Origin of the sequence: Streptomyces sp. SP17BM10, from assembly GCF_036322405.1 — a bacterium.
In the GTDB taxonomy this organism is placed as follows: domain Bacteria; phylum Actinomycetota; class Actinomycetes; order Streptomycetales; family Streptomycetaceae; genus Kitasatospora.
This window is the reverse complement of record NZ_JAQYXB010000675.1, coordinates 256,523-282,106: the sequence shown is the minus strand read 5'-3', so window position 1 is coordinate 282,106 and position 25,584 is coordinate 256,523. Positions and strand designations below refer to the sequence as shown.

General features: G+C 74.8%; 22 protein-coding genes. 16 read left to right on the top strand and 6 right to left on the bottom strand.

Annotation, left to right across the window (positions count from 1 at the left end; translation table 11 throughout):
* Nucleotides 1-178: 178 nt before the first annotated feature.
* Nucleotides 179-799: a TetR/AcrR family transcriptional regulator gene (locus PUR71_RS37075; RefSeq protein WP_329931656.1), complete on the bottom strand. Its 621-nt coding sequence runs from the start codon at nt 797-799 to the stop codon at nt 179-181.
* A 66-nt stretch (nt 800-865) separates the two neighbouring features.
* Here PUR71_RS37075 and PUR71_RS37070 point away from each other — a divergent pair, with 66 nt between their 5' ends.
* From PUR71_RS37070 to PUR71_RS37050, 5 genes are all read left to right on the top strand, one after another.
* Complete coding sequence (locus tag PUR71_RS37070) at nt 866-2,329, top strand: FAD-dependent monooxygenase (RefSeq protein ID WP_329931655.1); 1,464 nt, start codon at nt 866-868, stop codon at nt 2,327-2,329.
* 204 nt (nt 2,330-2,533) lie between these two features.
* Complete coding sequence (locus PUR71_RS37065) at nt 2,534-2,959, top strand: hypothetical protein (RefSeq protein ID WP_329931654.1); 426 nt, start codon at nt 2,534-2,536, stop codon at nt 2,957-2,959.
* A gap of 192 nt (nt 2,960-3,151) precedes the next feature.
* On the top strand, nt 3,152-3,577 hold the full coding sequence (locus PUR71_RS37060) for a hypothetical protein (RefSeq protein WP_329931653.1): 426 nt from the start codon (nt 3,152-3,154) through the stop codon (nt 3,575-3,577).
* 187 nt (nt 3,578-3,764) lie between these two features.
* On the top strand, nt 3,765-4,127 hold the full coding sequence (locus PUR71_RS37055; RefSeq protein WP_329931652.1) for a hypothetical protein: 363 nt from the start codon (nt 3,765-3,767) through the stop codon (nt 4,125-4,127).
* A 141-nt stretch (nt 4,128-4,268) separates the two neighbouring features.
* The gene (locus PUR71_RS37050; protein WP_329931651.1) at nt 4,269-4,940 is read left to right on the top strand and encodes a sigma-70 family RNA polymerase sigma factor; all 672 of its coding nucleotides are present in this window, start codon (nt 4,269-4,271) and stop codon (nt 4,938-4,940) included.
* A gap of 32 nt (nt 4,941-4,972) precedes the next feature.
* On the opposite strand, the gene PUR71_RS37045 is transcribed toward PUR71_RS37050, so the two are convergent.
* Complete coding sequence (locus tag PUR71_RS37045; RefSeq protein WP_329931650.1) at nt 4,973-7,855, bottom strand: AfsR/SARP family transcriptional regulator; 2,883 nt, start codon at nt 7,853-7,855, stop codon at nt 4,973-4,975.
* A gap of 269 nt (nt 7,856-8,124) precedes the next feature.
* Here PUR71_RS37045 and PUR71_RS37040 point away from each other — a divergent pair, with 269 nt between their 5' ends.
* Both PUR71_RS37040 and PUR71_RS37035 read left to right on the top strand, forming a co-directional pair.
* Complete coding sequence (locus tag PUR71_RS37040) at nt 8,125-10,875, top strand: AfsR/SARP family transcriptional regulator (RefSeq protein ID WP_329931649.1); 2,751 nt, start codon at nt 8,125-8,127, stop codon at nt 10,873-10,875.
* A gap of 297 nt (nt 10,876-11,172) precedes the next feature.
* A complete protein-coding gene (locus tag PUR71_RS37035; RefSeq protein ID WP_329931648.1) occupies nt 11,173-13,560 on the top strand; it encodes an ATP-binding protein in 2,388 nt (795 codons plus the stop codon).
* A gap of 77 nt (nt 13,561-13,637) precedes the next feature.
* Here PUR71_RS37035 and PUR71_RS37030 read toward each other — a convergent pair whose 3' ends face one another.
* Nucleotides 13,638-14,912 carry a serine hydrolase domain-containing protein gene (locus PUR71_RS37030; protein ID WP_329931647.1) on the bottom strand — a complete coding sequence of 425 codons (1,275 nt, stop codon included), beginning with the start codon at nt 14,910-14,912 and terminating at the stop codon, nt 13,638-13,640.
* 357 nt (nt 14,913-15,269) lie between these two features.
* Here PUR71_RS37030 and PUR71_RS37025 point away from each other — a divergent pair, with 357 nt between their 5' ends.
* The 3 genes from PUR71_RS37025 to PUR71_RS37015 all read left to right on the top strand — a co-directional run bounded on the left by PUR71_RS37025 (nt 15,270) and on the right by PUR71_RS37015 (nt 18,087).
* Nucleotides 15,270-16,277 (top strand): phospholipase D-like domain-containing protein, encoded by a 1,008-nt coding sequence (locus PUR71_RS37025; RefSeq protein WP_329931646.1) that lies wholly within the window; start codon nt 15,270-15,272, stop codon nt 16,275-16,277.
* A gap of 154 nt (nt 16,278-16,431) precedes the next feature.
* Nucleotides 16,432-17,346, top strand: a complete 915-nt coding sequence (locus tag PUR71_RS37020; RefSeq protein WP_443077705.1) for an alkaline phosphatase family protein — start codon at nt 16,432-16,434, stop codon at nt 17,344-17,346.
* Nucleotides 17,347-17,496: 150 nt separating this feature from the next.
* The gene (locus PUR71_RS37015; protein WP_329931645.1) at nt 17,497-18,087 is read left to right on the top strand and encodes a hypothetical protein; all 591 of its coding nucleotides are present in this window, start codon (nt 17,497-17,499) and stop codon (nt 18,085-18,087) included.
* Between the two features lie 9 nt (nt 18,088-18,096).
* On the opposite strand, the gene PUR71_RS37010 is transcribed toward PUR71_RS37015, so the two are convergent.
* The gene (locus PUR71_RS37010; protein ID WP_329931644.1) at nt 18,097-19,170 is read right to left on the bottom strand and encodes a hypothetical protein; all 1,074 of its coding nucleotides are present in this window, start codon (nt 19,168-19,170) and stop codon (nt 18,097-18,099) included.
* A gap of 201 nt (nt 19,171-19,371) precedes the next feature.
* Here PUR71_RS37010 and PUR71_RS37005 point away from each other — a divergent pair, with 201 nt between their 5' ends.
* The gene (locus tag PUR71_RS37005) at nt 19,372-19,818 is read left to right on the top strand and encodes a hypothetical protein (protein ID WP_329931643.1); all 447 of its coding nucleotides are present in this window, start codon (nt 19,372-19,374) and stop codon (nt 19,816-19,818) included.
* Nucleotides 19,819-19,921: 103 nt separating this feature from the next.
* On the opposite strand, the gene PUR71_RS37000 is transcribed toward PUR71_RS37005, so the two are convergent.
* Entirely contained in the window at nt 19,922-20,884 is a 963-nt protein-coding gene (locus tag PUR71_RS37000) for an alpha/beta hydrolase (RefSeq protein WP_329931642.1), read from the bottom strand.
* Between the two features lie 66 nt (nt 20,885-20,950).
* On the opposite strand from PUR71_RS37000, the gene PUR71_RS36995 reads away from it, so the two are divergent.
* Entirely contained in the window at nt 20,951-21,460 is a 510-nt protein-coding gene (locus tag PUR71_RS36995) for a hypothetical protein (protein WP_329931641.1), read from the top strand.
* Between the two features lie 69 nt (nt 21,461-21,529).
* On the opposite strand, the gene PUR71_RS36990 is transcribed toward PUR71_RS36995, so the two are convergent.
* Nucleotides 21,530-22,027, bottom strand: coding sequence for a signal peptide protein (locus PUR71_RS36990; RefSeq protein WP_329931640.1), 498 nt, complete (start codon nt 22,025-22,027; stop codon nt 21,530-21,532).
* 239 nt (nt 22,028-22,266) lie between these two features.
* On the opposite strand from PUR71_RS36990, the gene PUR71_RS36985 reads away from it, so the two are divergent.
* The 4 genes from PUR71_RS36985 (at nt 22,267) to PUR71_RS36970 (ending at nt 25,566) form a co-directional block, all read left to right on the top strand.
* A complete protein-coding gene (locus PUR71_RS36985) occupies nt 22,267-23,082 on the top strand; it encodes a hypothetical protein (protein WP_329931639.1) in 816 nt (271 codons plus the stop codon).
* Nucleotides 23,083-23,158: 76 nt separating this feature from the next.
* Nucleotides 23,159-23,914, top strand: coding sequence for a YcnI family copper-binding membrane protein (locus tag PUR71_RS36980; protein ID WP_329931638.1), 756 nt, complete (start codon nt 23,159-23,161; stop codon nt 23,912-23,914).
* A gap of 102 nt (nt 23,915-24,016) precedes the next feature.
* On the top strand, nt 24,017-24,640 hold the full coding sequence (locus PUR71_RS36975; protein WP_329931637.1) for a TetR/AcrR family transcriptional regulator: 624 nt from the start codon (nt 24,017-24,019) through the stop codon (nt 24,638-24,640).
* Between the two features lie 116 nt (nt 24,641-24,756).
* Nucleotides 24,757-25,566 (top strand): class II aldolase/adducin family protein, encoded by an 810-nt coding sequence (locus tag PUR71_RS36970; RefSeq protein ID WP_329931636.1) that lies wholly within the window; start codon nt 24,757-24,759, stop codon nt 25,564-25,566.
* Nucleotides 25,567-25,584: the final 18 nt, after the last annotated feature.

The following is a 25,584-nucleotide window of genomic DNA, read 5'->3' as shown; positions in this document are numbered from 1 at the left end:
GACTCACCCCCGCCGGCCGGCTGGGACGCACCGGACGGGTGAACGTCTCCGCTGGGCCGACGGTGTCCCGGTATGCGATCTGACGACCGAGACCCTTCCCGCGAGTGCAGCGTGCTGTCCCCGCTGCCCCCGCCGTCCCCGCTGTCCGCGCTGCCGCACTTCCCCGACCCGGTCGGCGCTAGCCCAGCCCGTTGCTCAGCAGGTCGAAGGCCCGCTCGGTCGCCTGGACGGCCGTCGGGTAGTGGTCGTCGGCGGAGGTGCCGGCGGCCAGGTGTTCCTGGTTCATGATGGCGAGTTCGCGCTCCACCACGATCACCTGGGCGGCCACGAGGCGTGCGGCGAGCGGGTCGACGCCGGCCTCCCGGAGGGCCGCGCAGAGGGCTTCGGCGCCGCGTGCCGTGTAGCGGACGAGCCGGGACGCCAGGCTCTCGGTGCCGGTGATCAGGCGGAGGAAGGCCATGACCTCGGGGTCGTCGCACAGACCGGTGTTCGGGTCGCGGGCGGCCAGGGCGGCGAGGCGGGCCGTGCGCAGCGCCTCCAGCGGGGCCTGGCCGTCCGGGCGGGCGCGGACGATGCGGGCCGCCTCGCTCTCGTGGTCGGCGAAGCGCTGGAGGACGAGGTCCTCCTTCGTCGGGAAGTAGGCGAAGAGGGTGCGCCGGGAGACGTCCGCCGCCTCGGCGATCTCGGTGATCGACACCTGGTCGAAGCCCTTGTCGAGGAAGAGGCGGATCGCGGTCGCCGCGATCGTCTCCCGAGTGCGTTCCTTCTTGCGTTCCCGCAGGCCCATCTGCTGATTCATGCACTCAGTCTACCCCGTGGTAGACTGAGTGCAGAATTGCACCCAGTTCTTCTTTCGGAGGTTGCTGTGCAGACCGAAGTCATCGTCGTGGGGGCGGGCCCGACCGGGCTGATGCTGGCGCACGAGCTCACGCTGGCCGGGATACCGGTCGTCGTCACGGAGAAGCTGCTCGCCCGCAGCACCCAGTCCCGGGCGGGCAGCCTCCAGCCGCGCACCGCCGAAGTGCTGGACCTGCGGGGGCTGTCGGAGCCGCTGCTCGCGGACCTGCCGGCCGGGGAGAGCTCGGGCGGGCACTTCGCCGGCCTGCCGGTCGAGCTGGACTGCGCGCCGTTCCGCACGCGCTACCCGCACCCGGTCGCCGTCCCGCAGGTCGCGCTGGAGGCGCACCTCGAAGGGCTCCTCGCCGAGCGGGGCGTGCCGGTGCTGCGCGGTCGCGAGGTGACGGCCGTCGCGCAGGACGCGGACGCGGTCACCGCCGAGTGGCGCTCGCAGGACGGCGGAAGCGGTGCGATCCGGGGCCGCTACCTCGTCGCGTGCGACGGCGGGCACAGCACCGTCCGCCGGCTGCTGGGCGTCGCATTCCCCGGCCGGGAGCGCCGGATGTCCGCCGTGGCCGCGGACCTCACGCTCGTCTCGTGCTCCGCGAAGGTCCGTACCGAGCCCGGACACTTCAGCGCGTTCGCGCGGTCGGACAACGGCTTCCACACCATCCTGCACCCCATCGGCCCGGACCTGTACCGGATGCTGTTCGGCAAGCTCTCCGGGGACGGCCCGGACCACGCGTCGCCGGTCTCGGCCGACGAGGTCCAGGAGGCCCTGCACGCCGTGTACGGCCCCGAGACGGTCATGGGCGAACTGCGCGCGGCCTCCCGCTTCGGCGATGCCGTCCGCCAGGTCGAGCGCTACCGCGAGGGACGGGTGTTCTTCGCCGGGGACGCGGCGCACATCCACATGCCGATCGGCGGCCAGGGCGTCAACCTCGGCGTCCAGGACGCCGTCAACCTGGGCTGGAAGCTCGCCGGCGCGATCAACGGCTGGGCGCCCGCCGGGCTGCTCGACAGCTACCACGCGGAGCGGCACCCGGTCGCCGCGCGCGTGCTGCGCCACACCCGCGCGCAGGGCGTGATCATGAACCCGGGGCGGGACGAGGAGATCGACACGGTCCGCGAGATCGTCACCGACCTGCTGCGGCTGCCCGACGCCCACCGGTACGTCTCGGGCATGATGTCCGGCCTGGACCTCCGCTACCCGGGCGTCGGCCCCAGGCTGATCGACCTGGAGCTGACCACCGAGGACGGGCCGGTCAGGGCGAGTTCGCTGATGCGCTCAGGCCGCGGCCTGCTGCTGTCCCTGGACGGCAGGCGCAGGCCGGTCGGCGACCGGGCCGACCGGGTCGAGCAGGTCCTGGCGAAGACCGACGAGGACGTCGACGGGGCCGGAGCCCTGCTGGTGCGCCCCGACGGCTACCTCGCCTGGACCGACACCGACGGCACGCCGCTCGACGCGGCGCTGGCCCGCTGGTTCGGCTGACGGCGACCGGCCCGGACCGGCTCGCACGGGAGCCGGGCGACCGGTTCGCCCGGCCCGGCCCGCCCAGCCGGAACTACGGCGGCCGGTGCGCGGCGGGTTCAACGGGGAGCACCGATCGTGCCCGCCGGGACGGTGCTGAACCCCGTTCACCGGGAGGCCCGTTGAGCTGGTCAGGACGCACCCGAATCGAACCTGGAGAAAACCATGCGCAGCACCACCCGAACCGCCGGTGCCGCCGGCCTGCTGCTCGCCGTCGGTGTCGCCGGCCTCGCCGGCGTCACCACCGCGCAGGCCTCGACCCCGGTGTCGGACCGGACGCCCCGCGCCGCGGCGACGCCGACCACGGTGCCGACCCGGGCGCCGGGCCCGAACTTCGTCCTGTGTTCCAAGGGCACCTACTCCTCCTACGCGGTCTTCCCGAAGCGGGGGAACATGGCGACGCACGAGGTCCCGGCCGGCGGGTGCACCTCGCTGCGGCTGGACGGCATCGCCGACGAGCAGGTGGTGCTCTACGGAATCGGGCCCGGCGGCGCCCGGTTCCGGATCGCCACGGACACCTTCGACGACCGCGACGGCGAGCGGATCCGCACGCTCGGGACGCCGGACGCCGACGACTGGACGACGTTCTAGGTCACGCCGCCCAGCCGCCGGCCGGCGGGTTCCGCTGTCGCGCCCAGCCGGAACTACGGCGGCCGGTGCGCGCCGGGTTCAATCGGCAGGACGGGCCGTGCCTGCCGGGCCGCCGCTGAACCCCGTTCGGCGGGAGGCCCGTTGAGCTGGTCAGGGCGCACCTCGCGTCCTGATCACGCTTGGAGGAAACCCATGCGCTCCACCACCCGTGCCGCCGGCCTGCTGTTCGCGGCCGTCGGCCTGGTCGGCCTCACCGGAGTCTCCGTCGCGCAGGCGGCGACCGTCCCGGCGGTGCCGAGGATTCCGGCCCAGCCGACCGTCCCCGTCGTCCCGGGCGTCCCGGCCCAGCCGGCGGACAACTTCACCCTGTGCTCCGGCGGAAACTACCCGTCGTACGCGGTGTTCCCGAAGCGGGGCGGCTTCTCGACGCACGTCGTGGCACCGCACCAGTGCGAGCACCTGTCGCTGACCGGCATCGGCAAGGAGCAGGTCGTGCTGTACGGCCTGCGGCCCGATGGCAGGGCGTTCGAGATCGCCAAGGACACCTTCGACGACCGCGACGGCGAGCGGATCCGCACGCTCGGGACGCCGGGCGCCGACGACTGGACGACGTTCTAGGTCACGCCGCCCAGCCGCGGGCCGGGTGGCGACCGGGCCCGGCCCGCGGGTTCCGCTGTCCGCAAACCCCCGACCGGACCGGGCTACCAGTCGGTACCGTCTCCGGGGGACGTCCGGCCCGTGCCGGGCGGCCCCGACGGAACGACCGAATGAGTCCCGGACCGGGACGGGGGAAGGACGACGAGACATGGGAACCGACCGCGCGGAACCGCGTGAACTGATCGCGGCGCTGCTGGCCGAGGGTGCGCAGGTCGTACCGGGGCCACCGGCGCTGCCGGTGCCGCCGGGAGCGGCGGAGCACGTGATCGCCGTCGCCCGCCGGCTGGCGCTGCACGGGCTGCCGTCCGGGCGTTGGCGGCCGGTGTCCTCGCCCGGCCTGTTGGGTCTCGCTGCGGCGATGGTGGTGGACGAGCACCCATCGGCGCCGGACTGGTCGGCACGGGAGCGGGAGCGGTTCACCACCTGGGTGGCCGTACTGATCGAGCACCGCGGCGAGGACGGCGTGCAGGACCTGGTCCGTGCCCTCAACGAGGAGCGGGACGCGGCCTGAAGCCCCCCAGGGGGCGGCGAGGGGAGCGACGTTGGCGCGGAGTTGGCGCATCCTTGGCGGCCGTTGACAGCCTGTGGTCACAGCCGCCGGGGGGATCCGGTCGGACTGTCCCCTGACTCCGACCCCTCTGTGAGGTAGTGCGTGTCCCAGCAGCCAGCCGTTCCGATCGCCTCCGCCGCTCAGCACGCCGGTCCCGCACCCACCGCGAAGGGTGCGGGGCGTCCGACCCTCGACCCGCGGGACCTCGCCGAGATCCACCGGCTGCACGGCGGCTACCTGTTGAACGTGCTGCTGCGCACCACGCGGGGCGACCGCGGCAAGGCCGAGGACATCCTCCAGGAGACCCTGCTGCGCGCCTGGCAGAACCCGGAGGCGCTGAAGGCCGGCCCCGAGCACAGCCGGCCGTGGCTGTTCACGGTGGCCCGGCGGATCGCCATCGACCACTACCGGATGGCGGCGTCCCGGGCGCCCGAGGCGCTCGGCGAGGCGGTCGAGGACCAGCCGGTCGCCGAGGACCCGTACGAGCGGGTGGTGGCCTCCCGGGACATCGCCCTGGCGCTGCGGCGGGTGCAGAAGCACCACCGCGAGGTACTGGTGGAGCTGCACCTCAAGGACCGCTCGGTGGTGGAGGCGGCGGCGAAGCTCGGGGTGCCGCCGGGGACGGTCAAGTCCCGCAACTTCTACGCGATCCGTGCCATGCGCCCGGTCCTGGCGGCCGAGCACGGATACGCCCCGAAGGCGGCGGCCGAGCACGGATACGCCCCGAAGGCGGCGGCCGATCGCGGGTGCGTCGCCGAGGCCGCGCTGAACTGACGCACCACCAGGGCACTGGATCTGGCGGATCGTCAGGGGTGCCGGTGCGTCAGCGCGTCGAGCTGATCCTCGATCGCGGTGACGAAGCCGCCCATGGACGACGGGAGCCGGCCGTCGGCGCGGAAGCGGTCGAGCGCGGACCGGAGGCGTCCGACGGCCTCCAGCGCCCGGCCGTGGCCGGCCAGGAAGGAGGCGTAGGACTGCTCGGCGAGCGCGAGGAGGTGCAGCAGCCCGGCCTCCTCGCAGGCGGCGAGCGCTCGGCGCCAGGCGATCTCGCAGGCCTCCTCGTCGGCGACCGGCTGGAGGGCGTGGGCCTCGGTGAGCATCGACCAGAGGTGGCAGATCGTCACCGTCGATCCGGGCAGCAGGTTGCGGGCCTCGCGCGCCTGCCGGAGGGCGCCCGCCCGGTCGCCGACCAGCAGGCTGACCTGGGAGCCGTGGGCGAGGGTGGCGGACAGGCGGTGGGGTTCGCCGGTGCCGGTCGCGAACGCGAGCGCGGCGGCCGTGAGTGCGGTGGCCTCCTCGGCGCGGCCGACGAGGGCCTTCGACACCGCGAGGGCGTTGAGCGCCCGCAGGTGGACGGCGCCGTCCTCGGGGCGGGTGCCGGCCAGGGCCTTGCGGCCGCGCTCGACCGCCTCCTGGTAGCGGCGCAGGCCGAGCAGGGCGCTGGCCTGGGCGACGCCGATCCGTGCGGTGCCCACCCGGTCGCCGCACCGCTCGGCGGCCTCCCGGCCCGCGGTCATGCAGCTCAGCCACTCGGTGAAGAGCCCGGCGGCGTAATACTGCGGCTCGCTGGCGGCCGCCAGCCGCCAGGCGCGCGCCGGGTCGCTCCGGCCGGCGGAGGCGACCAGGGCGCGGACGGTCGGTTCCTCGGCCCGGAACCAGTCGATCGCGGCCCGCGGCCCGGCGGGCGAGGGAAGGGCAGGCGGGTGGTGGACGCTCCCGCCGTACGTCTCCTGACCGGGCTCCAGGTGCTCGGCGCACGCCCGGGAGGCCTCCACGTAGTAGTCCAACAGCCGCTCGGCGGCGATCTGCCGGTCGGCCGCCGGCCGCCGGCCGAGCAGCTCCGCGCTGAACAGGCGGACGAGGCCGGACCGGCCGTACCGCCCGTGCGGGGTGCCCGTGAGCAGGTGGTGGGCGGTGAGCTCGCCCAGGGCCCGGCGGGCGGTGGCCGGCTCGGCGCCGAGCAGGGCCGCGCTCGCGAGGACGTCCACCTCCCCGGCCGGGTGGGCGGCCAGGACGGTCAACAACTCGGCCGCGTCCGGTGACAGTTGGCGGTGGGTGCGGAGCAGCTCGCCCGAGACGCCGAGCGTGCCGTCACCCTCCAGGACGGCCAGCCGGGTGGACTCGTCCGCGAGGTCGGCGACGAGGGCGGCGATCGTCCAGTCCGGCCGGGCGGCCAGGCGGGCGGAGGCGATCCGCAGGGCGAGCGGCAGGTGGTCGCAGAGCGCGGCGAGCCGGGTGGCGGCCTCCGCTTCGGCCTGCACGCGTCCGGGCGTCAACACCCGTTCCAGCAGGCGCAGCGCGTCGGACGCGGGCAGCGGTGCCAGACGCAGCAGGGCCGCGCCCTCGGCGGCGACCAGGCCCTCGAGCGGGCCGCGGCCGGTGACGACGGCGGCGCAGCCGGGGCCGTGCGGGAGGAGGTCGGCGACCTGGTCGGCGTCGGCCGCGTCGTCGAGGACGACGAGCAGGCGCAGGTTCCGGGTGAGGGTGCGGTAGAGCGCGGCGCGCCGGGCCCGGTCGGCGGGCAGGGCGGGTCCGTCGACGCCCAGCGCGCGCAGGAACGCGCCGAGCGTCTCGCCGGGGTCGGCCGGTCCGGCCGGGTCGAGGCCGCGCAGGTCGGCGTGCAGGTGGCCGTCGGGGTAGCCGGCGGCGGCGGTGTGCGCCCAGGTGAGGGCCAGTGCGCTCTTTCCGACGCCGGCCGGGCCGACGACGAGGGCGAGGCCGTCGCCGGTGCGGTCGGGGCCGCATTCGCGGTCCAGCCAGTGCAGTTCGGGTTCGCGGGCGACGAAGTCGAGCGGGCGGCGGGGGAGGCGGCGGGGCACGGGAGTGCCGGCTTCGGTGATCGCCGGAGAAGGGGGCGGCTCCTGCGCCGACCGCCTGTCCGCTGAGGCGTCGTCCTCGCCCGCGCCGTCGCCCGCCTCGTCGCCGTCGTCGTCGGCGAGGACCTCGGCGAGCGCCGCCTGGAGCGCGGGGCCCGGCCGGATGCCGAGTTCGCCGTCGAGCCGGGTCCGCGCCTCGTGGTACGCCCGCAGCGCGTCGGCGGGCCGTCCGGCCTGGTGGAGGCAGCGCACCAGGAGCGCCGCCACCTCCTCGCGCAGCCCGTTCGTCCGCACGTTCTGCTCCAGCGACGGCACGGCCGCGGCGCCGGTGCCCTGCCGCAGCCGCAGCGCCGCCCAGGAGACGAGGGCCGCGGTCCGGGCCTGTTCCAGCTGGCCCGCGACGGTGCCGCGCAGCGCCGTGTCCGGCAGGTCGGCGAGCGCCGGACCGCGCCACAGCCGCAGCGCCTGCTCCAGCAGCGCGATCGCCTCGGCGAGCGCCGCACCGGCCTTGGGCGCGCTGGCGCCGGTCGCCTCGGCCAGCGCGGCGGCGCGGGCCGCCAGGTCGTCGAAGCGCAGCGCGTCCACGAGTTCGGCGGGCCCGGTCAACAGGTAGCCGGGTGCCCGGGTGTGGAGCACGAAGGGCCCGGCGGCGAGCAGCTTGCGCAGCGCGGCCACGTGTCCCTGGAGCGCCGCCCGCGCACTGGCCGGCGGCCAGTCGTCCCAGAGGAGTTCGCAGAAGGCGTCCACCCCGACGACCCGCCCCAGGTGCAGCGCGAGCAGTGCGAGCACGGCCCGCCGCTGCGCGCCCTGGAGCGCGACGAACCCGCCGCCCCCGGTCCCCAGCTCCACCGGACCGAGGAGTCGAATTCCCACGCGCCGCCCCACCTTGCCCCACGACTCCCGGGCCGGTCGGTCCCGGGGTGGAGCAGTGTAGTCAACGTGGGCGTCGCCCCGATCGCTCATCGAACGGGACCGGACGGATCCGAACCGAACCGGCCGAGAAGCGAACATGATGGCACGAACCGGCCGGAACTCGCACCGGTGCGGAGCCCGGCCCATCCGGCCTATCCTCGGACGACTCGATCCACCCGCAGACGATCCACCCGCCGGCGAACGAGCCGATCAGCCAGACGAGGGGCCGCATGCGCATCGACCTGCTCGGACCGGTCGCCGTCCGGCGCGACGACGGAACGCTCGTCACGCCCTCGGCGCCCAAGCGGCGCGCCCTGCTCAGCGCACTCGCCGTCCGGCTGAACCGGGTCGTGGCCACGGACGAACTGATCGAACTGGTCTGGGACGGCGCGGCGCCGCCCACCGCCCGCGCCGCGCTCCAGGGCCATGTCGCCGTGCTGCGCCAGGCGTTGGGGGAGGAGCAGACCGCGGACGGCGGCGGCGAGCGCCTCGCCCTCGGCACCCGCGACGCCGGCTACGTGCTCACCGGCGAGCCCGACCGGGTCGACCTGGTGCGCTTCGCCGGCCTCTGCGAACGCGCCGGGATCCTGCACCCGGACGGCCGGCACGGCTCGTTCGGCCCGTACCACCCGCAGGGCCCGGACGACGCTCCGGTCCCCGACGGCCCGCCCGCCGACCCGGCGCTCCCGCTGCTGCGCGCCGCCCTCGACCTGTTCCGCGGCCCCGCCCTCGCCGACTGCGGCTCAGCCCTGCTGCGCGAGCGCACCTCCCCGTACGTCACCGACCTGCGCCTGCTCGCCCTCGACCGGCTCGCCGACGGCCTGTGCCGCCAGGGCCGCGGCGGCGAGCTCGTCGCCGAGCTCACCGAGGCCGTCACGGCGCACCCCACCCGGCAGGGCCCGGCCGCCCGGCTCGTCACCTGCCTCGACCAGGCCGGCCGGCGCGAGGAGGCCGCGGTCTGGTACGGGCGGCTGGTCGCTCGCCTCGACGGCCCGCCCCACCCCGAGCTGCGCCGCGCCGGCGAGCGCCTGGCCCGCCCCAGTGCCACCGTGGCCCCGCCGCGCCCGAAGGCAATACCGTTCCAACTCCCGCCCGCCGACCGCCGGTTCGTCGGCCGCGCGGCCGACCTGCGCCGCCTCGACGACGCCCTCGCGCCGGCCCGCGGCGGGCGGCCCGTCCTCGTCACCGGCGCGGCCGGCGTCGGCAAGACGGCCCTCGTCCAGCACTGGGCGCACCGGGCTGCCGAGCGGTTCCCCGACGGCCTCCTCCACGCCGACCTCGACGGATTCGGCGAAGCCGGGCCCCGGGACCCGGCCGAGGTGCTCGCCGAGTTCCTCACCGCCCTCGGCGAACCGGCCGTCCCCACCGGGCTCGGCGAACGCGTCCAGCGCTACCGCGAGCTGCTGGCGGGGCGCCGGGTGCTGGTGCTCCTCGACGACGCCCGCTCCGCGGAGCAGGTGGCACCCCTTCTGCCGGCCCCGCCCGCCGGGCTCTCCGAGGATGTGTCCGTCACCGTCGTCACCAGTCGCCACCGCCTGCGGGACCTGGTCGTCCGCGAGGGCGCCGTCCCCCTGCCGGTCGACGCGCTCACCCCCGACGACGCGGCCGCCCTGCTCGCCCGCACCCTCGACCCCGCCCGGCTCGCCGCCGAACCCGCGGCCGCCGCCGAACTCGCCGAACGCTGCGACCGCCTGCCGCTCGCCCTGCGCCTCGCCGCCGCCCGGCTCGCCGCCCGCCCCGGCTGGGGCCTGGCCGACCTCGCCGCCGAACTCGCCGACGACCAGGCCGCCCTGGCCACCCTCACCGGCACCGGTCGCGGGCCGCTCGGCATGGCCGCCACCCTCGACCGGACCCACCGCGCGCTCGACCCCGCCACCGCCCGGCTGTTCACCCTCCTCGGCCTCCACCCCGGCAGCGAGATCGCCGCCGCCACCGCCGCCGCCCTCGGCGACCTGCCCGCCGCCGAGGCCCGCGCCCACCTGGCCCGCCTCGACGCCGTGCACCTCCTGGAGGAGCACGCCCCCGGCCGCTACGCCCGGCCCGCCCTGGTCGGCCGCTACGCCGCCCGGCAGGCCGCCGACCTCGGGTGTGACGAACGACTCGCCGCGCTCGACCGCCTGATCGACCACTACCTCGAGGCGACCGCCGCGAGGTCCGCCGAGGGCGGGGACGGCGCGGCCTGGTTCCGGCGCGAGGAGGGCGCCATCCGCGCCGTCGTGCTCTGCGCCGAACAGCACGGGCGGACGGCCGCGGCCTGGCAACTGGCCCACCGCGCCGCCGCGCTCTACGAACGCGCCGCCCACGGTCTCGTGGCCGGCGAAGGAGCCGAGCACGACCGCGCCCGGTGGCGTGCCACGACGGAGGCCGGTCTGCGCGCGGCCCGTGCCGCCGACGACCCGGAGGCCGTGGCCCGGCTCTCCACCGACCTCGCCGTCCTCCTCGTCGAGCGCGGCGCCCACCGCACCGCGGGCGAACACCTCGACCGGGCCGTCAGCGCCACCGCCGACCCGCTCCTGAGCCTGTGCTCCCGGGCGCGCGTCGCCCGCGCGCTGGCCCGCGCCGGACGGCACGACCGGGCCGTCCCGCTGTTCACCGACGTCGTCGCGGCCGCTCGCGCCCCCGAGACGGCGCACCTCCTCGCCGCCGCCCACATCGACCTGGCCGACGCCCTCGTCCTCGCCGGCTCCCCGGCCCAGGCCCTCGCCCACGCGGACGAGGCCGTTCGGCTCGCCGCCGCCCACACCGCCGACGCCGTCCGCGCCACCCACATCCGGGCCCGCGCGCTGCACGCCCTCGGCCGCGTCGGCCTGGCCCTCGACTGCGCCGAACTGGCCGTCGTCCTCGGCCGGACACTCGCCGACCCGGCGCTCCAGGCCGACTCGCACGCCCTGCTCGCCGACCTCCTGGCGACCCTGGGCCGCACCGGCGACGCCGCCGCCGCCCGCCACCGCGCGGACAGCCTGCTCTCGGGCGCCGCCTGAGCCTTCCCCGCCCCCGGGTTCCGCCTCTCCGCGCACTTCCGCCCATTCCAATTCCGCCCCCACGTAGTTCCGCCCCGACGCGAACAGGCAGAACTACCGGCAGTTCTGCCGCCGCCCCCGCGCGCCCGCCCGGCCGGGCGCCCGGTGGCCGTTCCGCCCCCGTCGGCCCTCGGCACACGCACTGACCAGCAGTGCCGTGGCACCGGGGCCGCGTGAAACCGTGCATACTTCTGCCTGCGTGTAGTGGTTGAGGCACAAACGGTGGCAGAAGTACGGGCGGGGTCAGGGGTGGGGTCGATGAGGGACGCGGTCGTCGAGGGCGAGGAGTTCTCCGGACTGCTGGCCGGGTACCGGGTGCGGGCGGGGCTGACGCAGGAGGAACTGGCGGAGCGCTCCGGCGTGAGCCTGCGGGCCCTCGGCGACATGGAGCGCGGCCGCACGCGCGGACCGCAGCGCCGCACCGTGCAGGCGCTCGCCTCGGCGCTGGGCCTCGGTGCGCCGGACGCCCTGGCCCTGGAGCGGGCCGCCCAGTCCGGACGCCCCCGCGGCACCCGCACGACGACCGTCCCCGTGCAGGCCGGCCCGTCCGCGGCCAAAGCCACCAGGGCCCCCGAGCCCGCATCCGCGGCCCCCGCGACCCCTGCGGCCCCCGCGACCCCTGCGGCCCCCGTGCTCCCCGGCGCCCTCGCCCTCCCCCGTGACATCGCCGACTTCACCGCCCGCGCGGACGCCCTCGCCCGCCTGGACGAGCTCGTACGGGACGACGACCCGGCCCACCCCCGGGTGCTGCTGGTCAGCGGTCAGCCGGGCCTGGGCAAGACCGCGTTCGCCCTGCACGCCGCCCACCGCCTGGCCGACCGGTTCCCCGACGGCCAGCTCTCGCTCGACCTCGCCGGCATGGCCCCGGCCCCGCTGGCCGCCCGGGACGCGCTCGGCCAGGTCCTGCGCGCGCTGGGCGTCGACGACGGGGCCGTCCCCGCCGGCACGGAGGAGCGGGCCGGACTCTTCCGGGCCCTGGTGCGCGAGCGCCGGCTCGTCCTCGTGCTGGACAACGCCGCCGACGAGGCGCAGGTCCGCCCGCTGTTGCCCGGCTCGGGCCCGGCCCTGACGATCGTCACCAGCCGCAACGCCCTGCCCGGCCTGGAGTCGGTGCACCGCCTGCGCCTGGACGCCCTCGCGCCCACCGAGGCGGCCGCGCTGCTCGCCCGGATCGCCGGCCGGGAAAGGATCGCCGCCGAACCGGACGCGGTGGCAGAACTCGCCCGCCTGTGCGGCTACTTGCCACTCGCACTGCGGATCGCCGGCCAGCGCCTGGTGGCGCGCGAGCAGCTGCCGGTGAGCCGCCTGGTGCGGCAGCTCGCGGCCGAGGAGAACAGGCTCGACCTGCTGGAGACGGGGGACCTCGCCGTCCGCCCGGCCTTCGCCCTGTCCTACCGCCGGTTGCCGGCCGAGTCCCAACTGGTGCTTCGCCGCTGCGCGTTGACCGCCGGGCCGGACTTCACGGCGGCCGTCGCCGCGATGTACGCGGGGCTGTCCGCGGTGCGCACCGAGCGCTGTCTGGAGGAGCTGACGGACGCCGGGCTGGTCCAGCTCACCACCCCGGAGCGCTACCGCCTGCACGACCTCGTCCGCCTGTACGCGGGGGAGCGGCTCACGGCCGACGAGAGCCCCGAGGAGGTGCGCGCCGCCGAACTGGCCGCGGCCGGGCGAGTGCTGGCTCGCGCGTCGGCGGCGGGTCTGCGGTTCGTGCCGGACAGCGACGGCGAGCTGCCGTCCGGTGACCCCGATCCGGCGACGGCCCCGGAGACGATCGCGGACGCGGCGCGCTGGCTGGAGGAGGAGCACCCGGAGTGGCTGGCCGCCATGCACCGCGCGGCCGGGGCGGGCCGGCACCGCGAGGTGGTGGACACCGCCGAGGCGATGCACTGGTTCTCGGACCGGTTGCTGAGCTGGGACATCTGGGGCGAGGTCTTCCAGCTGTCCGTCGACTCCGCGCGGGCCCTCGGCGACCGGCAGGCCGAGACCGTCCACCTGAACTACCTGGCCTGGACGTACGTCACCTGCCTGCACCGCTACCAGCGCGGCATCGAACTGGCCGGCGAGGGCCTGGAGCTGGCCCGCTCCCTGGGCGACCGCGAGCAGGAGGGCTGGGCGCTGACCTACCTCGGCAGCGGACTGCGCCGGCTGCACCGGCACCAGGAGGCCACCGACAGCTACCACCGGGCGGCCGACGCGTTCGCGTCCGTGGACAACCGGGCCGCCAGGATCGGACGGCTGGTCACGCTGCGCGGCGCCGCCAACTGCCTGCGCGACGCGGGCCGCGCGGAGGAGGCGGTGGAGTCCCGCCGGCTGGCGCTCGCGGGGGCGCTGGAACTGGTGGAGCGCTGGGAGACGCCGCTGATGCACTTCCTGGCGGGGATGACGGCCTACGAGCTGGGCCTCGACCGCGCGGCCCTCAAGCAGTGGCCGGCCGCCGAGAAGGCCCACCGCCAGGCGCTGACGCACTTCGAGACGATCGGCCGCCCGGACAGCATGACGAAGACGCTGACGGAGCTCGGCACGGCCCTGATCGAGCAGGGCCGCGCCGACGAGGCGCGTGAGCTCCTCACCGAAGCGCTCACGGACCTCAGCGCGGACGGCCGGCCAGGCCGTCGCCGGCCGGGTGCGGCGGCCGTCACGGGCTGAGGCCCGGCGCCCGTCACGGGCCGGGGCCCAGCGCCCGTCATCGCTCGGGCGCTGGGCCCGTCACCGCACGGCCTGCCTCAGATCCGGCTGTCCTCGACCGCCGGGATCGTCGTGTCGGTCGCGGCCGGGGCGGTGTCGCGCGGCACCGCCGAGCGGACGGTGGCCCGCGGCGAGGCGGCGGCCGGCTTCTTGCCGCAGAACGCCGGCTCCAGCGCGCCCATCAGGCCCTGCGTCACCGAGCCGTTGTTGGAGGCATTGGCGAACACGACGACCGTGCGGTGCCCGTCCGGCGTGGTGAACGACTGGGTCTGGTAGCCCTGGACGATGCCGCCGTGCCCGTACACGTCGCCGCAGCTGAGCGAGATGCGGCGCAGCCCGAGGCCGTAGGAGATCTTCGCGCTCGGGGTCGCGATCGCGGCCTCCATCTGGCGCAGCGAGTCGTCGGAGACGAGTCCGCCGGAGCTGCCCGCCATGAGAGCGGTCAGGAAGGTGTCGAGGTCCTCGGCGGAGGAGGTGACGCCGCCGGCGGCCCAGAGCCAGGAGGCGGTCTGCTCGGTGGAGTCGAGCAGCGGCTTGGTGCGGTCGTCGTTGGTGAGGTAGCCGGTGACGTGGGCGCCGCGGATCTTCGGGTCGGGGACGACGAAGGAGGTGTCGCGCAGGTCCAGCGGGTCGAGGATGCGCTCCTGGAGGACGTCGGCGTAAGGGCGGCCGGTGAGGTTCTCGACGGCGAGGCCCATGAGCACGAAGTCGGTGTTGGAGTACGCGTACTTGGTGCCCGGCGTGTACTGGATGCCGTGCTTGACGGACATCGCGACGAGGTCGGCCGGGGCGTAGACGTTGGTGCGGATGCGCGCCTCGAACGCGGCGGTGGTCTCCTCTCCGGGCTGCTCGAGGAGGTCGTTGGTGTGGTCGTAGATACCGGCCCGGTGCTCCATGACCTGGCGGCCGGTCATGGTCCAGCCGTCGGGCAGGGTGCCGGCCGGGAGGTAGTCGCGCAGCGGCTTGTCGAGGTCGATGAGGCCCTGCTCGGCGAGCTGCATGACCAGCACGGAGGCGAACATCTTGCTGTTGCTGCCGACCCGGAACCGCCAGCCGGCCTTCATCGGGGTGCCGTCGAGGGAGGCCTTGCCGACCGTCAGCGTCCGGTCGAGCGACGGGTCGCCGTGGTCGCGGACGACGGCGAAGGCGCCGGGCGCGCCCGCCTTCATGGTGGTCTGCAGGGCGGCGAGCACCGCGGCGGTGTCGGGTTCCGGCGCACTCGGGGTGCCCTGGTCGGCGGCGGCCTGGGCGGCGCCGGTCGCGATCAGGACGACACCGGCGGCGGCCACGGCCAGGGGACGTAGGAGCCTCATCTTCGCCATGTTCCTCTGTTCTCCGATCGGCTGACGCGGCGTCCGGCCGCGTCGTTCGAAGATCCACTATCGCTGTCCGGGGCCGCCGTCGCAATGTGAGCGATCGGTGAACGCGGTCGCCTCCACAATCCGTTTCCCGAACGGCGGTCAAGGTTTTACCTGCTGGGATCTACTCGCGTAAACCAAGGGGCCGCATGCTTGTTCGGCACACCTCAAGCACCGTCGAGCACCGTCGAGCTGCCCCGAGCGCACGTCCAGCACCGTCGAGCTGCCCCGAAGACCTCAAGCGCCCTGTGCGCACGTCCCACACGCCCGTGTGCCCCCACACCGTCCCCACCTCACCGACGTGGAGTCCGCATGCCCCTGTCCCGCATGCCCCTGCCCCGCACGGCCCGCCGCGCCTGCGCCGTCCTGCTGTCCGCCGCCGCGGTCGTGCCGATAGCCGGCACCGCCCAGGCCGACACCGTCGCCGGCACGTACGCGGCCGTGGTGTTCCCGGACCAGAACCACACCCTGGTCTACGACTTCATCGACTCGGCGACCAGGTCGGTCGACGTGACGATGTACGAGCTGCGCGACACCGCCGCGGTGAACGCCCTGATCGGCCGGCAGCGGGCGGGCGTCAAGGTGCGGGTGATCCTGGACGCCAGGCACACCTCGGTCAACGGCGCCGCCTACTCCGCGCTCAAGGCGGCGGGCGTCGGCGTGACGTACTCCTCGTCGGCGTACGTCTACACCCACCAGAAGACCGTCACCGTGGACGGCTCCAAGTCCCTCGTCCTGACCGGCAACCTGGACTCCACCTACTACTCGTCGAGCCGCGACTACGGCGTCTTCGACTCCGACGCCGACGACGTCGCCGCGATCGAGCAGGTCTTCGCCGCGGACTACGCGAAGACCTCGATCACCCCGCCGGACGGCGACAACCTGGTCTGGTCGCCCACCGACTCGCAGGACCGCCTGCTCGCGCTGATCAACGGCGCGCAGACCTCCCTCGACGTGCAGGAGCTGGAGTTCGGCGACCAGGCCCTGGTGGACGCCGTCGCCGCCGCCGCGAGCCGTGGCGTCACCGTGCGCGTGGTCGGCATGAACCCCGACTCGTACGGCAGCTACTTCGACGAGGTGACGACGGCCGGCGGCTCGATCGTCACGTACTCGTCCACCACGGGCCTGTACATCCACGCGAAGGCGATCGTCGCGGACCACGGCACGTCGACGGCCAAGGTGTTCGCCGGCTCGGAGAACTTCTCCGACAACTCGCTGAACAACAACCGCGAGCTGGGCCTGATCACCACCGACTCCGGCGTGCTGAACACGATCGAGTCGACCTTCGCGACCGACTTCGCCAACGGCCAGCCGTACTAGACCACGTCCGGCCGATCCGGCCGATCCGGCCACCCCGCACGTTCCGCACGTCCCGCAGCAGGAGCACAGAACAAACCGTAGGGCGGCCGCCCGGCCGCACCGCCGCCGGGCGGCCGCCCGCCGGACCCGTTCCCATCCCCCGTGAGGACCTGTCATGCCCGAGCTCGCCATGCCCCGCCCGCGCACCGGCCTGCGCACCCGCCCGCGTTCTCGCCGCACCGCGACCGCCGTCGCCTCGGCGACCACCCTCGTGGCCGCCTCCGCCGGACTGTGGGCGGCCACCGCGCCCGCCGCGCAGGCCGCCGCCCTGCCCGCCCCCGACCACGTGATCGTGGTCGTCATGGAGAACCACGCCTACACCCAGGTCATCGGCAGCAGCAGCGCGCCGTACATCAACTCCCTGGCCAAGGGCGGTGCGACGCTCACCCAGTCGTACGCGATCACGCACCCGAGCCAGCCGAACTACTACGCGCTGTTCTCCGGCTCGACGCAGGGCGTCACCGACGACAGCTGCGTGACCGTCGGCGGGCTCCAGGCGCCGAACCTCGCCTCCGAGCTGACCGCCGCCGGGAAGACGTGGGGCAGCTACAACGAGTCCCTGCCCGCGCAGGGCAGCACGGTGTGCAGCAGTGGCAACTACGCGCAGAAGCACAACCCGTGGTTCGGCTTCGGCAACGTCGCGCTGAACTCGGCCCGTACCTTCGGCCAGTTCCCGACCGACTACACGACCCTGCCGAAGGTGTCCTTCGTCGTGCCGAACCTGTGCAGCGACATGCACGACTGCTCGGTCAAGACCGGCGACACCTGGCTCATGACCAACCTCGGCGCCTACGCCACCTGGGCCGCGAGCCACAACAGCCTGCTGCTCGTCACCTTCGACGAGGACAACCGCCTGGCCGGCAACCGCATCCCCACCATCGTCTCCGGCGCCCACGTGGCTCCCGGCAGCACCACCGCCACCACCTACAACCACTACGACGTCCTGCGCACCCTGGAGGACCTGGCCGGGCTGACGACCCACGCGGGCAACGCGGCCAACGGCAACGACATCGCCGGCATCTGGAACTGACCATCCGTCCGGTTCGACGACAGGGGGCCGGCACCACGCGGTGCCGGCCCCCGTCCCCCCCCCGCACCCACAGCTGCCGCGCCCACGTGGGCCGTGAGCCGGGTGCCACCGACTTTCCTCGCCGAGGGCGGGCCGTGGTAAGCATGGCGCGTGCGCTTCGAATCCGTTCCGATGCCGCCGGCCGTCGAGGGCCGGCCCCGTGATGGGCGTGGGTATCCCGTCCCGGCGATCACTCCGTGGGAAGAGGGTGAGCCGCAGTTCGCGCTGACCGACTACGGCCGCAGCGCGAACTGCGCGCTGGAGCGGCGGTGCTCGGTGTGTGACGAGCTGATGCCGCAGGGGCCGGTGTGGCGGGTGGTCGGGGCTGCGGAGAGTGCGGCGATCGCGGAGGCGCTGGCCGCCGGGCGGCCGTACCGGAACCTCGCGCCGACGATGGAGGGGCCGGGGCACCGGGCGTGCATGCTGTACGCCTCGATGGTCTGCCCGTACCTGGCCCGGCCCAACGCCCGTCGGCGCACCACGGCGGACGGCGCCCCGGACGGTCTGACCGCGGCCGTCGTGCGGGGCACCGCGCGCGGTGGTACGGGTGCGGTGGTGGGGTACGGGGACTACGAGTACGGGGTCACCGCGACCCGGGTGCTGTTCCGCTTCCTCGACGTGGTCGAGTACCTCCCGCACGAGAACGCGGACGAGCACCTGCCCGAGCTGCGCGCCGAGTTGGCGCGCAGCTCGGCCGGCTGACGCCGTCGATCACGGCCGGAAGGCCGGCAGGCCCTTGAACGTCGAGACGGGGGTCGGGGCGGCCGAGCCGTCGGCGGGGAGGGTGCTGATCCCGTCCGGGGTGCGGACGGCGATGGTCTTCCCGTCCGGGGACCACGCGGGCTCCGTGTAGTCCGTGGTGGCCGACGGGGTGAGGTCCTTCTCCTTGCCCTGGTTCTCGGCGTCCTTCGAGAACAGGTGGTCGTGCCCGTTCACGGAGCGGACGAAGACGACCTGCTCGCCGTCGGGGGAGGGGGCCGGCTGCGAACCCTTGCCCAGGTCGCGGGTGTTGGGCCGGATGTAGTCGTCGTAGATGTACACCTCGCCGCCCGGGGTGTTGGCGTACGCGACCTGGCCGCGCTTGCCGCCCGCGTTCGACCAGGTGTTGCCGGTCTTGGGCGGCTGCGGGATGGGAGGGCCGCCGCCCTCGGAGCTGGCGGGCGTGAGCTCCTGGGGGGCGGTGCCGCCCTTGACGGGGACCGTCTGGAGGGTCAGGACGTTGCCCTTGGACGCGGAGAACACGATGTTGTTGAAGTGCTCCAGGAAGCCGGGGCTGTTCGTGACGCTCGGGCTCGGCTCGGCGTGCTGCCAGCTCGGGTGGGACCAGGTCACGCCGCCCGGGTTCTTGGCGAGGACGACCTTGTCGCTGCCGTCCGGGTTGGCGGTCACGAGGTCGCCGTCGCCGTTGATGAACGCGGCGTGCTTGCCGTCGGGGGACCACGCGAGGTCGCGCACGACGGTGCCGAAGTCGACGGTGGTGCCGTTCATCACGACGGTCTGGGTGCCCGTGCTGATGGTGAGGTGGTTGGCCGCGCTGGTGCCGTTGACCTCCTTGGCGCCGCCGGTGCTGCCGGTGCTCCCCGCGCCGCCGGAACCGCCCGTGCCGCCCGTGCCCGCGCCGCCGGTCCTGCCCGGCGCGGCCGTGCCGGGGGCGGCGGTGGGCTCGGGGCCGTTGCCCGTGTCGTTGGGACCGCAGGCGGAGACCAGAACGGTGCCGGCGGTGGTCATCAGGGCTATCGCGGCGACGGTGCCGAACCGGTTGCGGACTGCGGTGCGAACGGACATCTTCCAGGTCCCCCTCGTGCGTTGCTCGTTTACCAGGAGGAGCCTCGCAGCCGCAGGTCCGCGCCCCGTCGACGACGTGTCACAGCCGTGGAACAGCCCCACCGGCGGGGAACTCCGCGATATCGTCCTTGTCGGAACGCGGCGGGGCCGTGACGGCCTGCCACGTCCGACCGTCTGTCCGGACCGGGAGGGGAGACCGCGATGACCGCCGCCCGCAAGCCCGCCGAACTGCTCGAGTTCTCCGACGACCTGCACGTCGAGGACATCGACCCGCTGCGGACGTTCCTGGCCGCCAGACTGAGCGAGATCGTCGCGGCGCAACCCGACGGCAGTGACGCCCACTTCGCCGCCGAGCGCCTGGAGCAGATCACCTCGGCCGACTGCATCCAGCTCGCGGACCTCCTGGTGGCCTGGGAGATCGTGCTGGAGGAGGGGCGCACGGAGGAGCCGGGCGAGACCCAGCGGCTGCGCCAGGACGTGTCCATCTGGTGGGCGCGACTGTGCCGGACGGCCGACCGCTTCCGCGACCACCCGGACCACAATCCCCGGTGGCGCCGACTGGACTACATGAACCTCTGGCACGCCGAGTTGATGGCGAGCCTGACGGACGCGGCCGGCGGCGTGTACGGGGACGGCGCCCATCCCTGATTCCCACCCGGCCGCCCTGATCCACGCCCCGGCCCCCTGATCCAGGCCCCGGCCACCGCTGGTCCACGCCCCGGCCGGCCCGCGTCACGGCCGGCCCGCCGTTTCACCGCCCGAGGATCCGCCGCAGCCAGCGCGTCCGGGCGTCGAGGGCGTCCCGGCTGAGGGCCGCGTGCGGCGCGAGGGTGTCGAAGCCGTGGAACGCCCCCGGCCAGACGTGGAGTTCGGCCGCGCCGCCGGCCCGCCAGATCGCGTCGGCGTAGGCCACGGCCTCGTCCCGGAAGGTCTCGGCCGACCCGACCTCGACGTAGGCCGGGGGCAGGCCGGTGAGGTCGGTCGCGCGGGCCGGGGCGGCGTAGGGCGGCAGGTCTGCCGCTCCGCACCGCGCGCCGAGCACGGCCTGCCAGGCGGTGGCGTTGGAGGTGCGGTCCCAGGTGTCGCGGCCGGCCAGCTGATGGCTGGAGTGGGTGTCGCCGCGGTCGTCGAGCATCGGGCTGAGGAGTAGTTGGCCGATCGGCACCGGCCCGCCGCGGTCGCGGGTGAGCAGGGCGAGGGCCGCGGTGAGCCCGCCGCCCGCGCTCTTGCCGCCCAGGACGACGCGCTCGGCGTCGAGGCCGAGCGCGTCGGCGAGTTCGGTGAGGTGGAGGAGCCCGGCGTAGCAGTCCTCGACGGCCGCCGGGTACTGCGCGCCGGGTGCCAGACGGTACTCGGCGGAGACGACGGCGAGCCCGAGCGGTTCGGCCGTCTCGCGCAGCAGGCGGGGCAGGACGGACCACGCGTTGCCGGAGATCATCCCGCCGCCGTGCAGGTAGTAGAGGACGGGCAGCGGCCCGGCGAGCCCGGTGGGCCGGGCCGTCACCAGCCGAACCTCGGCGCCGTCCCACGCCACCGGCGCGCGCAGTTCGGTGACCTCGAACCGGCCGCCGTCCCGCAGCCGTTCGGCCGTCGGCCGGGGCCGGGAGGCGGCGTCCCGCGCCTGCCAGGCCGCGAGCCCGGCGGGTGTGAGCGGCTCCGGTGTGCCGACGGCCGCCAGCGCGGCGTGCAGCTCCGGGTCGAAGGCGACACCCATGAATGAACCCCCTCGTCGTGGTAACTTTTGTTACCCGGAAACGACTTCGTGAACTACGGTTGTCGCATGATGATGCCTGAGGTCACCCGAGAAGAACAGGCGGCACTCGACAAGGCGCTCTGCGACGCCCTGGACCCGCTGGCCACGGCCATCCGCGCCCGGCGGAGCGGGCTCGCACAGGACCGCATGTGGGACGCGGACCCGGCGGAGGTGGCGCTGTCCGTCCTCGCCGCGTGGAAGGTGGTGGACGGAGCGGTGAAGCGGCTGACGGCGACGGCGGCCGGCACCGCCGGTTCGTACGGGGCGAGTTACGAGCAGCTCGGCGCCGTGTGGGGCATCACCCGGCAGGGCGCGCGGAAGAAGTGGCCGGACGCCATCCGGCGCCCGGCGCAGGAGCAGGGCGTGCTCGAACTCTTCGGCGGGACGGCCAGGTTGGTCCAGGCGCCGGGCGGCGGCTGGGGCTGGACGGCGACGGGCGCCGACGGGGTGTCGGGCGCGGCGGAGGACGGGGCGCACCACGTGAGCGCGGAGGTGGCCGCCGCCCACGCGGGCGCCTTCCTCAGGGAGCACACCTGACCGCGGGGCGTAGGGCTGTCGGACGCCTCGGGCCGTGGGCCCCGGGTCGTGGACCCAGGGCCGTGGGCCTCAGGAGTACAGCGCGATCCGCGGTTCGACGGTGCCGTGGGCCGGTGCGAGGACCGTGAGCCGGTAGTGCTGGGTGAGCGTGTGGTGGCCGTGCAGGACGATCTTCGCGGAGGTGAGGCTGGTGAACAGCGTGCCGGTCTGGCTGCCGAGCGGCACGACCCGCCACCGCCCGTCGGAACCGAGCAGTTCGAGCCTGATGTCGGACGTGACGAGGAAGGGGCCCTGGTCGGGCGACTCGACGAGGACCTGCGGGGCCACCGTGCGGTCCGTCGGGGAGGGGTTGCGGTAGCTCACGGTGAACCGGTGCGGCGTGCGATCGCTCGGCAGCGGGCTGGTCGGCAGGTTCACGAAGCCGACCGGTGACGCGGTCGCCGTCGCCGCCGGCGGGGGAGCGGAGGCCACCGCCTGCCCGGGGGCGACGAACGCGATGGCCGGGAGGGCGGCGAGGGCGACGGCGGTCAGGACCGGGCCTCTGCGGGGGATCCTCCTGGTGGGCATGGCGCCTCCTTCGATCTCGACGGCACGCCCCGGTGACCGATGGGGATCCGCGGGTGCACGGACGGTCGCCGCACGGGCGGGCTGTACGTATCCACGGTGCACGCGAACGGCATCCGCCGCATCCGCCGGGGGCGCGACCTGCTGCGGAGGCCGTCGAAACCCGTGGGTCCGTGTCGCGATGTGCGGAGTTCGGACGAACCGGCCCGGCGCTCGGACGGCGGTGGCATGATGTCCCGGCCATGGCTGCCTCCCGACCCGAGGCGCTGCCGACACCGGTGCGCGCCGCCGCGCTCGACCTTCGTGTACTGAGGGCCCTGCCCTTCGCGACGGTCTGCGTCGTGCTGGCCGCGGCCGGGCACGGCTTCGCCTCCGGGAGCTCGATCGCACCGCGCGTGCTGGCGCTCGGTTGGGTGCTCACCGGTGCCTTGGCGGTGTTCGGCGCGCGGCGGGAACGCTCGGCGCGGGCGATCGTCGGGGGCTTGGCGGGCGCGCAAGGGGGCTTGCACGTGCTCTTCCACGCCGCCCAGGCCCCGCACGGCGCCCAGGCCTCGCACGCCGTCCCGCCGAGGGTCGACGCGGACGGCGTGCGAGGCATGCCCGGGATGAGCGGCATGCCCGGGATGAGCGGACACCCCGGCGCCGCGATGGCCCACGCCATGACGGGCGCCGGCGCAGTGGTTCCGCACCCGGCCGTCGCCGTGACGCACGTCGCCTTCTGGTGCCATGCGACGCTCCTCGGCCTCGGTCCGGCCATGCTCGCGGCGCACCTGGCCGCGACCGTCGCCGCCGGCTGGTGGCTGCGGTGCGGGGAGGCGGCCGTCTGGACGCTGGTCCGGCTCGCGGCCGGCACGGCCTCGGTCGCCGTGCGGGCCGGCGCCGGCCGACTCCGCGGCGTCCTGGCCCTGTTCGCGGCGCTTCGCGACGGGCTCGGCGGCCGGACTCCGGCAGGCGTCGTGCGTCGGGTGCCGGTGGACGGTTGGAGGGCGCGGGCGTGCTCTGCGCTGCTCCGGCACGTGGTGATCAGGCGTGGTCCGCCGGTGGGTGCGGCCGTCTGACGGGATGCTCCCGTCGTTCGTGGCCGTCCGCCCGCCCCTGACCACACCCATGCCTTCCCTGGAGAAGACACCACCGATGAGAGCCTCCTCCGCGATCCGCCTCGCCGCCGCCTCCGCCGTGGCCGCCACGGCCGTGCTGGCCGGCGCCACCGCGGCGTCCGCGCACGTCACCGTGCAGCCGTCCAGCGTGCCGAAGAACGCGACCGACCAGACCTTCGCGTTCCGGGTGCCCGACGAGGACGACAAGAACAGCACCGTGAAGGTCGAGATCGACTTCCCGGTCGACCACCCCGTCCCGTCCGCCCTGGTCGCGCCGGTACCGGGCTGGACCGACACGATCACGACCACCAAGCTCGCCACCCCGATCCACACCGACGACGGCGACATCACGGACGTGGTGCAGCGGATCGTCTGGACCGGCGGCCAGATCGCCCCCGGCCACTACCAGGACTTCACGGTCGACCTCGGCGCGCTGCCCGACGGCACGGACAAGGTCGTCTTCAAGGCGCTCCAGACCTACGGCGACGGGAGCATCGTCCGCTGGATCGAGGAGCCGCAGGACGGGCAGCCCGAGCCGAAGAACCCGGCCCCGGTGCTGCGCCTGACCGCGGCGACCGCCGCAGAGGCCGCGACGCCGGCCGCGGCACCGGCGGCACCGGCGGCACCGACAGCCCCGACGGCTCCGGCCGCTCCGGTGACTCCGGTGGCGGCGAAGGCGGCCACCAGCGACTCCACCGCCCGGGCGATCGGCATCGCGGGCGTCGTCCTCGGGGCCCTCGGCGTGGCCGCGGGCCTCCTGCTCGGCCGTCGCCGCCCGGGCCCGAGCGCCTGACCGTCACGGGCCGGTGCGGGCACTCCCGCCCGCGCCGGCCCACCGGTCGGCCCGCCCCGGTGATCGATACACTCGTGCATCCGATCCACTTCCGGAGGTCAGATGCCCAAGGGCACCACCAAGCGCCGCCCCGTGACCCGAGCCGCGCTGCTGGAGGCGGCGCTCGCGGTCTTCGCCGAGCACGGGTTCCAGGCCGCGACGATCGAGCAGGTCTGCACCCGGGCCGGCTACACCCGGGGCGCGTTCTACTCGAACTTCGGCAGCAAGGAGGAGCTCTTCCTCGCCCTGTTCGACCAGCACAGCCAGGAGATCCTCGACCGCCTCTCCGAGCTGGCCGACGCGCTGCCCGCCGGGGACTTCACCCTCGCCGAGTTCGCCGGGCGGATCGCCCGGATCGACCCCGCCGAGCGGGACTGGTACCTCGTGAGCACCGAGTTCACGCTCCTCGCGATCCGCGACCCGCAGGCCGGCTGGGTGCTCGCCCGCCACGACGCGCGGCTGCGGGCGGAGCTGGCCCGGGGCCTGACCGCCCAGCTGGAGCGGGTCGGGCTGCGCCTCACCGTGGACGCGGAGGAGCTGGCCCGGTTGCTGATCGCGATCCGCGAGGGCGGGCTGGCGCAGAGCTACGTCGAGCCCGACGTCCTGCCGCCCGGCGAGCTGGAACGCCGGTTCCTCGGGACGATCCTGGGCGCCGTGACGGAGGCGGCCGGGCCTGCGGCCAGCTGAGGGACTTTCCCGGAAAACGACTCCTCCACGGGTCCCATCCGATGCATCGACGTATCGGATACATGCTCGTATCATCTCGGGGGAAGGCACTCGCACCGCCACTCCGGGAGGACGCCATGACCACCCCGCTGCCCGACTCACTCGCCGCCGTCGTCGGCCCGATGCCGCAGGGCGTCACCTTCCCGCTGCCGCCGACCTTCGACTCCGTCGAGGCCGAGCGCCAGTACCGCAAGGAGCAACTGGCGGCCGGCTTCCGGCTGTTCGGCCGCTTCGGGTTCTCCGAGGGCGTCGCGGGCCACATCACCGTGCGCGACCCGGAGAACCCGCAGTGGTTCTGGGTCAACCCGTTCGGCATGAGCTTCGGCCAGATCAAGGCCTCCGACCTGATCCTCGTCGACCACGAGGGCAACCTGCTGCACGGCAGCCGCCCGGTCAACAAGGCCGCGTTCGTCATCCACTCCCAGGTGCACGCCGCCCGCCCCGACGCGATCGCCGCCGCGCACTCGCACTCCCTGCACGGCAAGGCCTTCTCCAGCCTCGGCATCCCGCTCGATCCGATCACCCAGGACGCCTGCGCCTTCTTCGAGGACCACGCCGTCTACAGCGACTACCGGGGCGTGGTCAACGAGCTGGAGGAGGGCAAGCGGATCGGCGCGGCCCTCGGCCCGCACAAGGCCGTCATCCTGCAGAACCACGGCCTGCTGACGGTCGGGCAGTCCGTCGCCGAGGCGGTCTGGTGGTTCGTCACCATGGAGCGCTCCTGCCAGGCGCAGCTGCTGGCGATGGCCGCCGGCACGCCCAGGCTGATCGACCGCGAGACGGCGCTGCGCACCCGCGAGCAGATCGGCAGCTCGCTGGCCGGCTGGTTCCAGGCCCGCCCGCTGTGGGACCAGATCACCGTCTCGGACCCGGACCTCTTCGACTGAGCCGGATCCCCTGGTCAG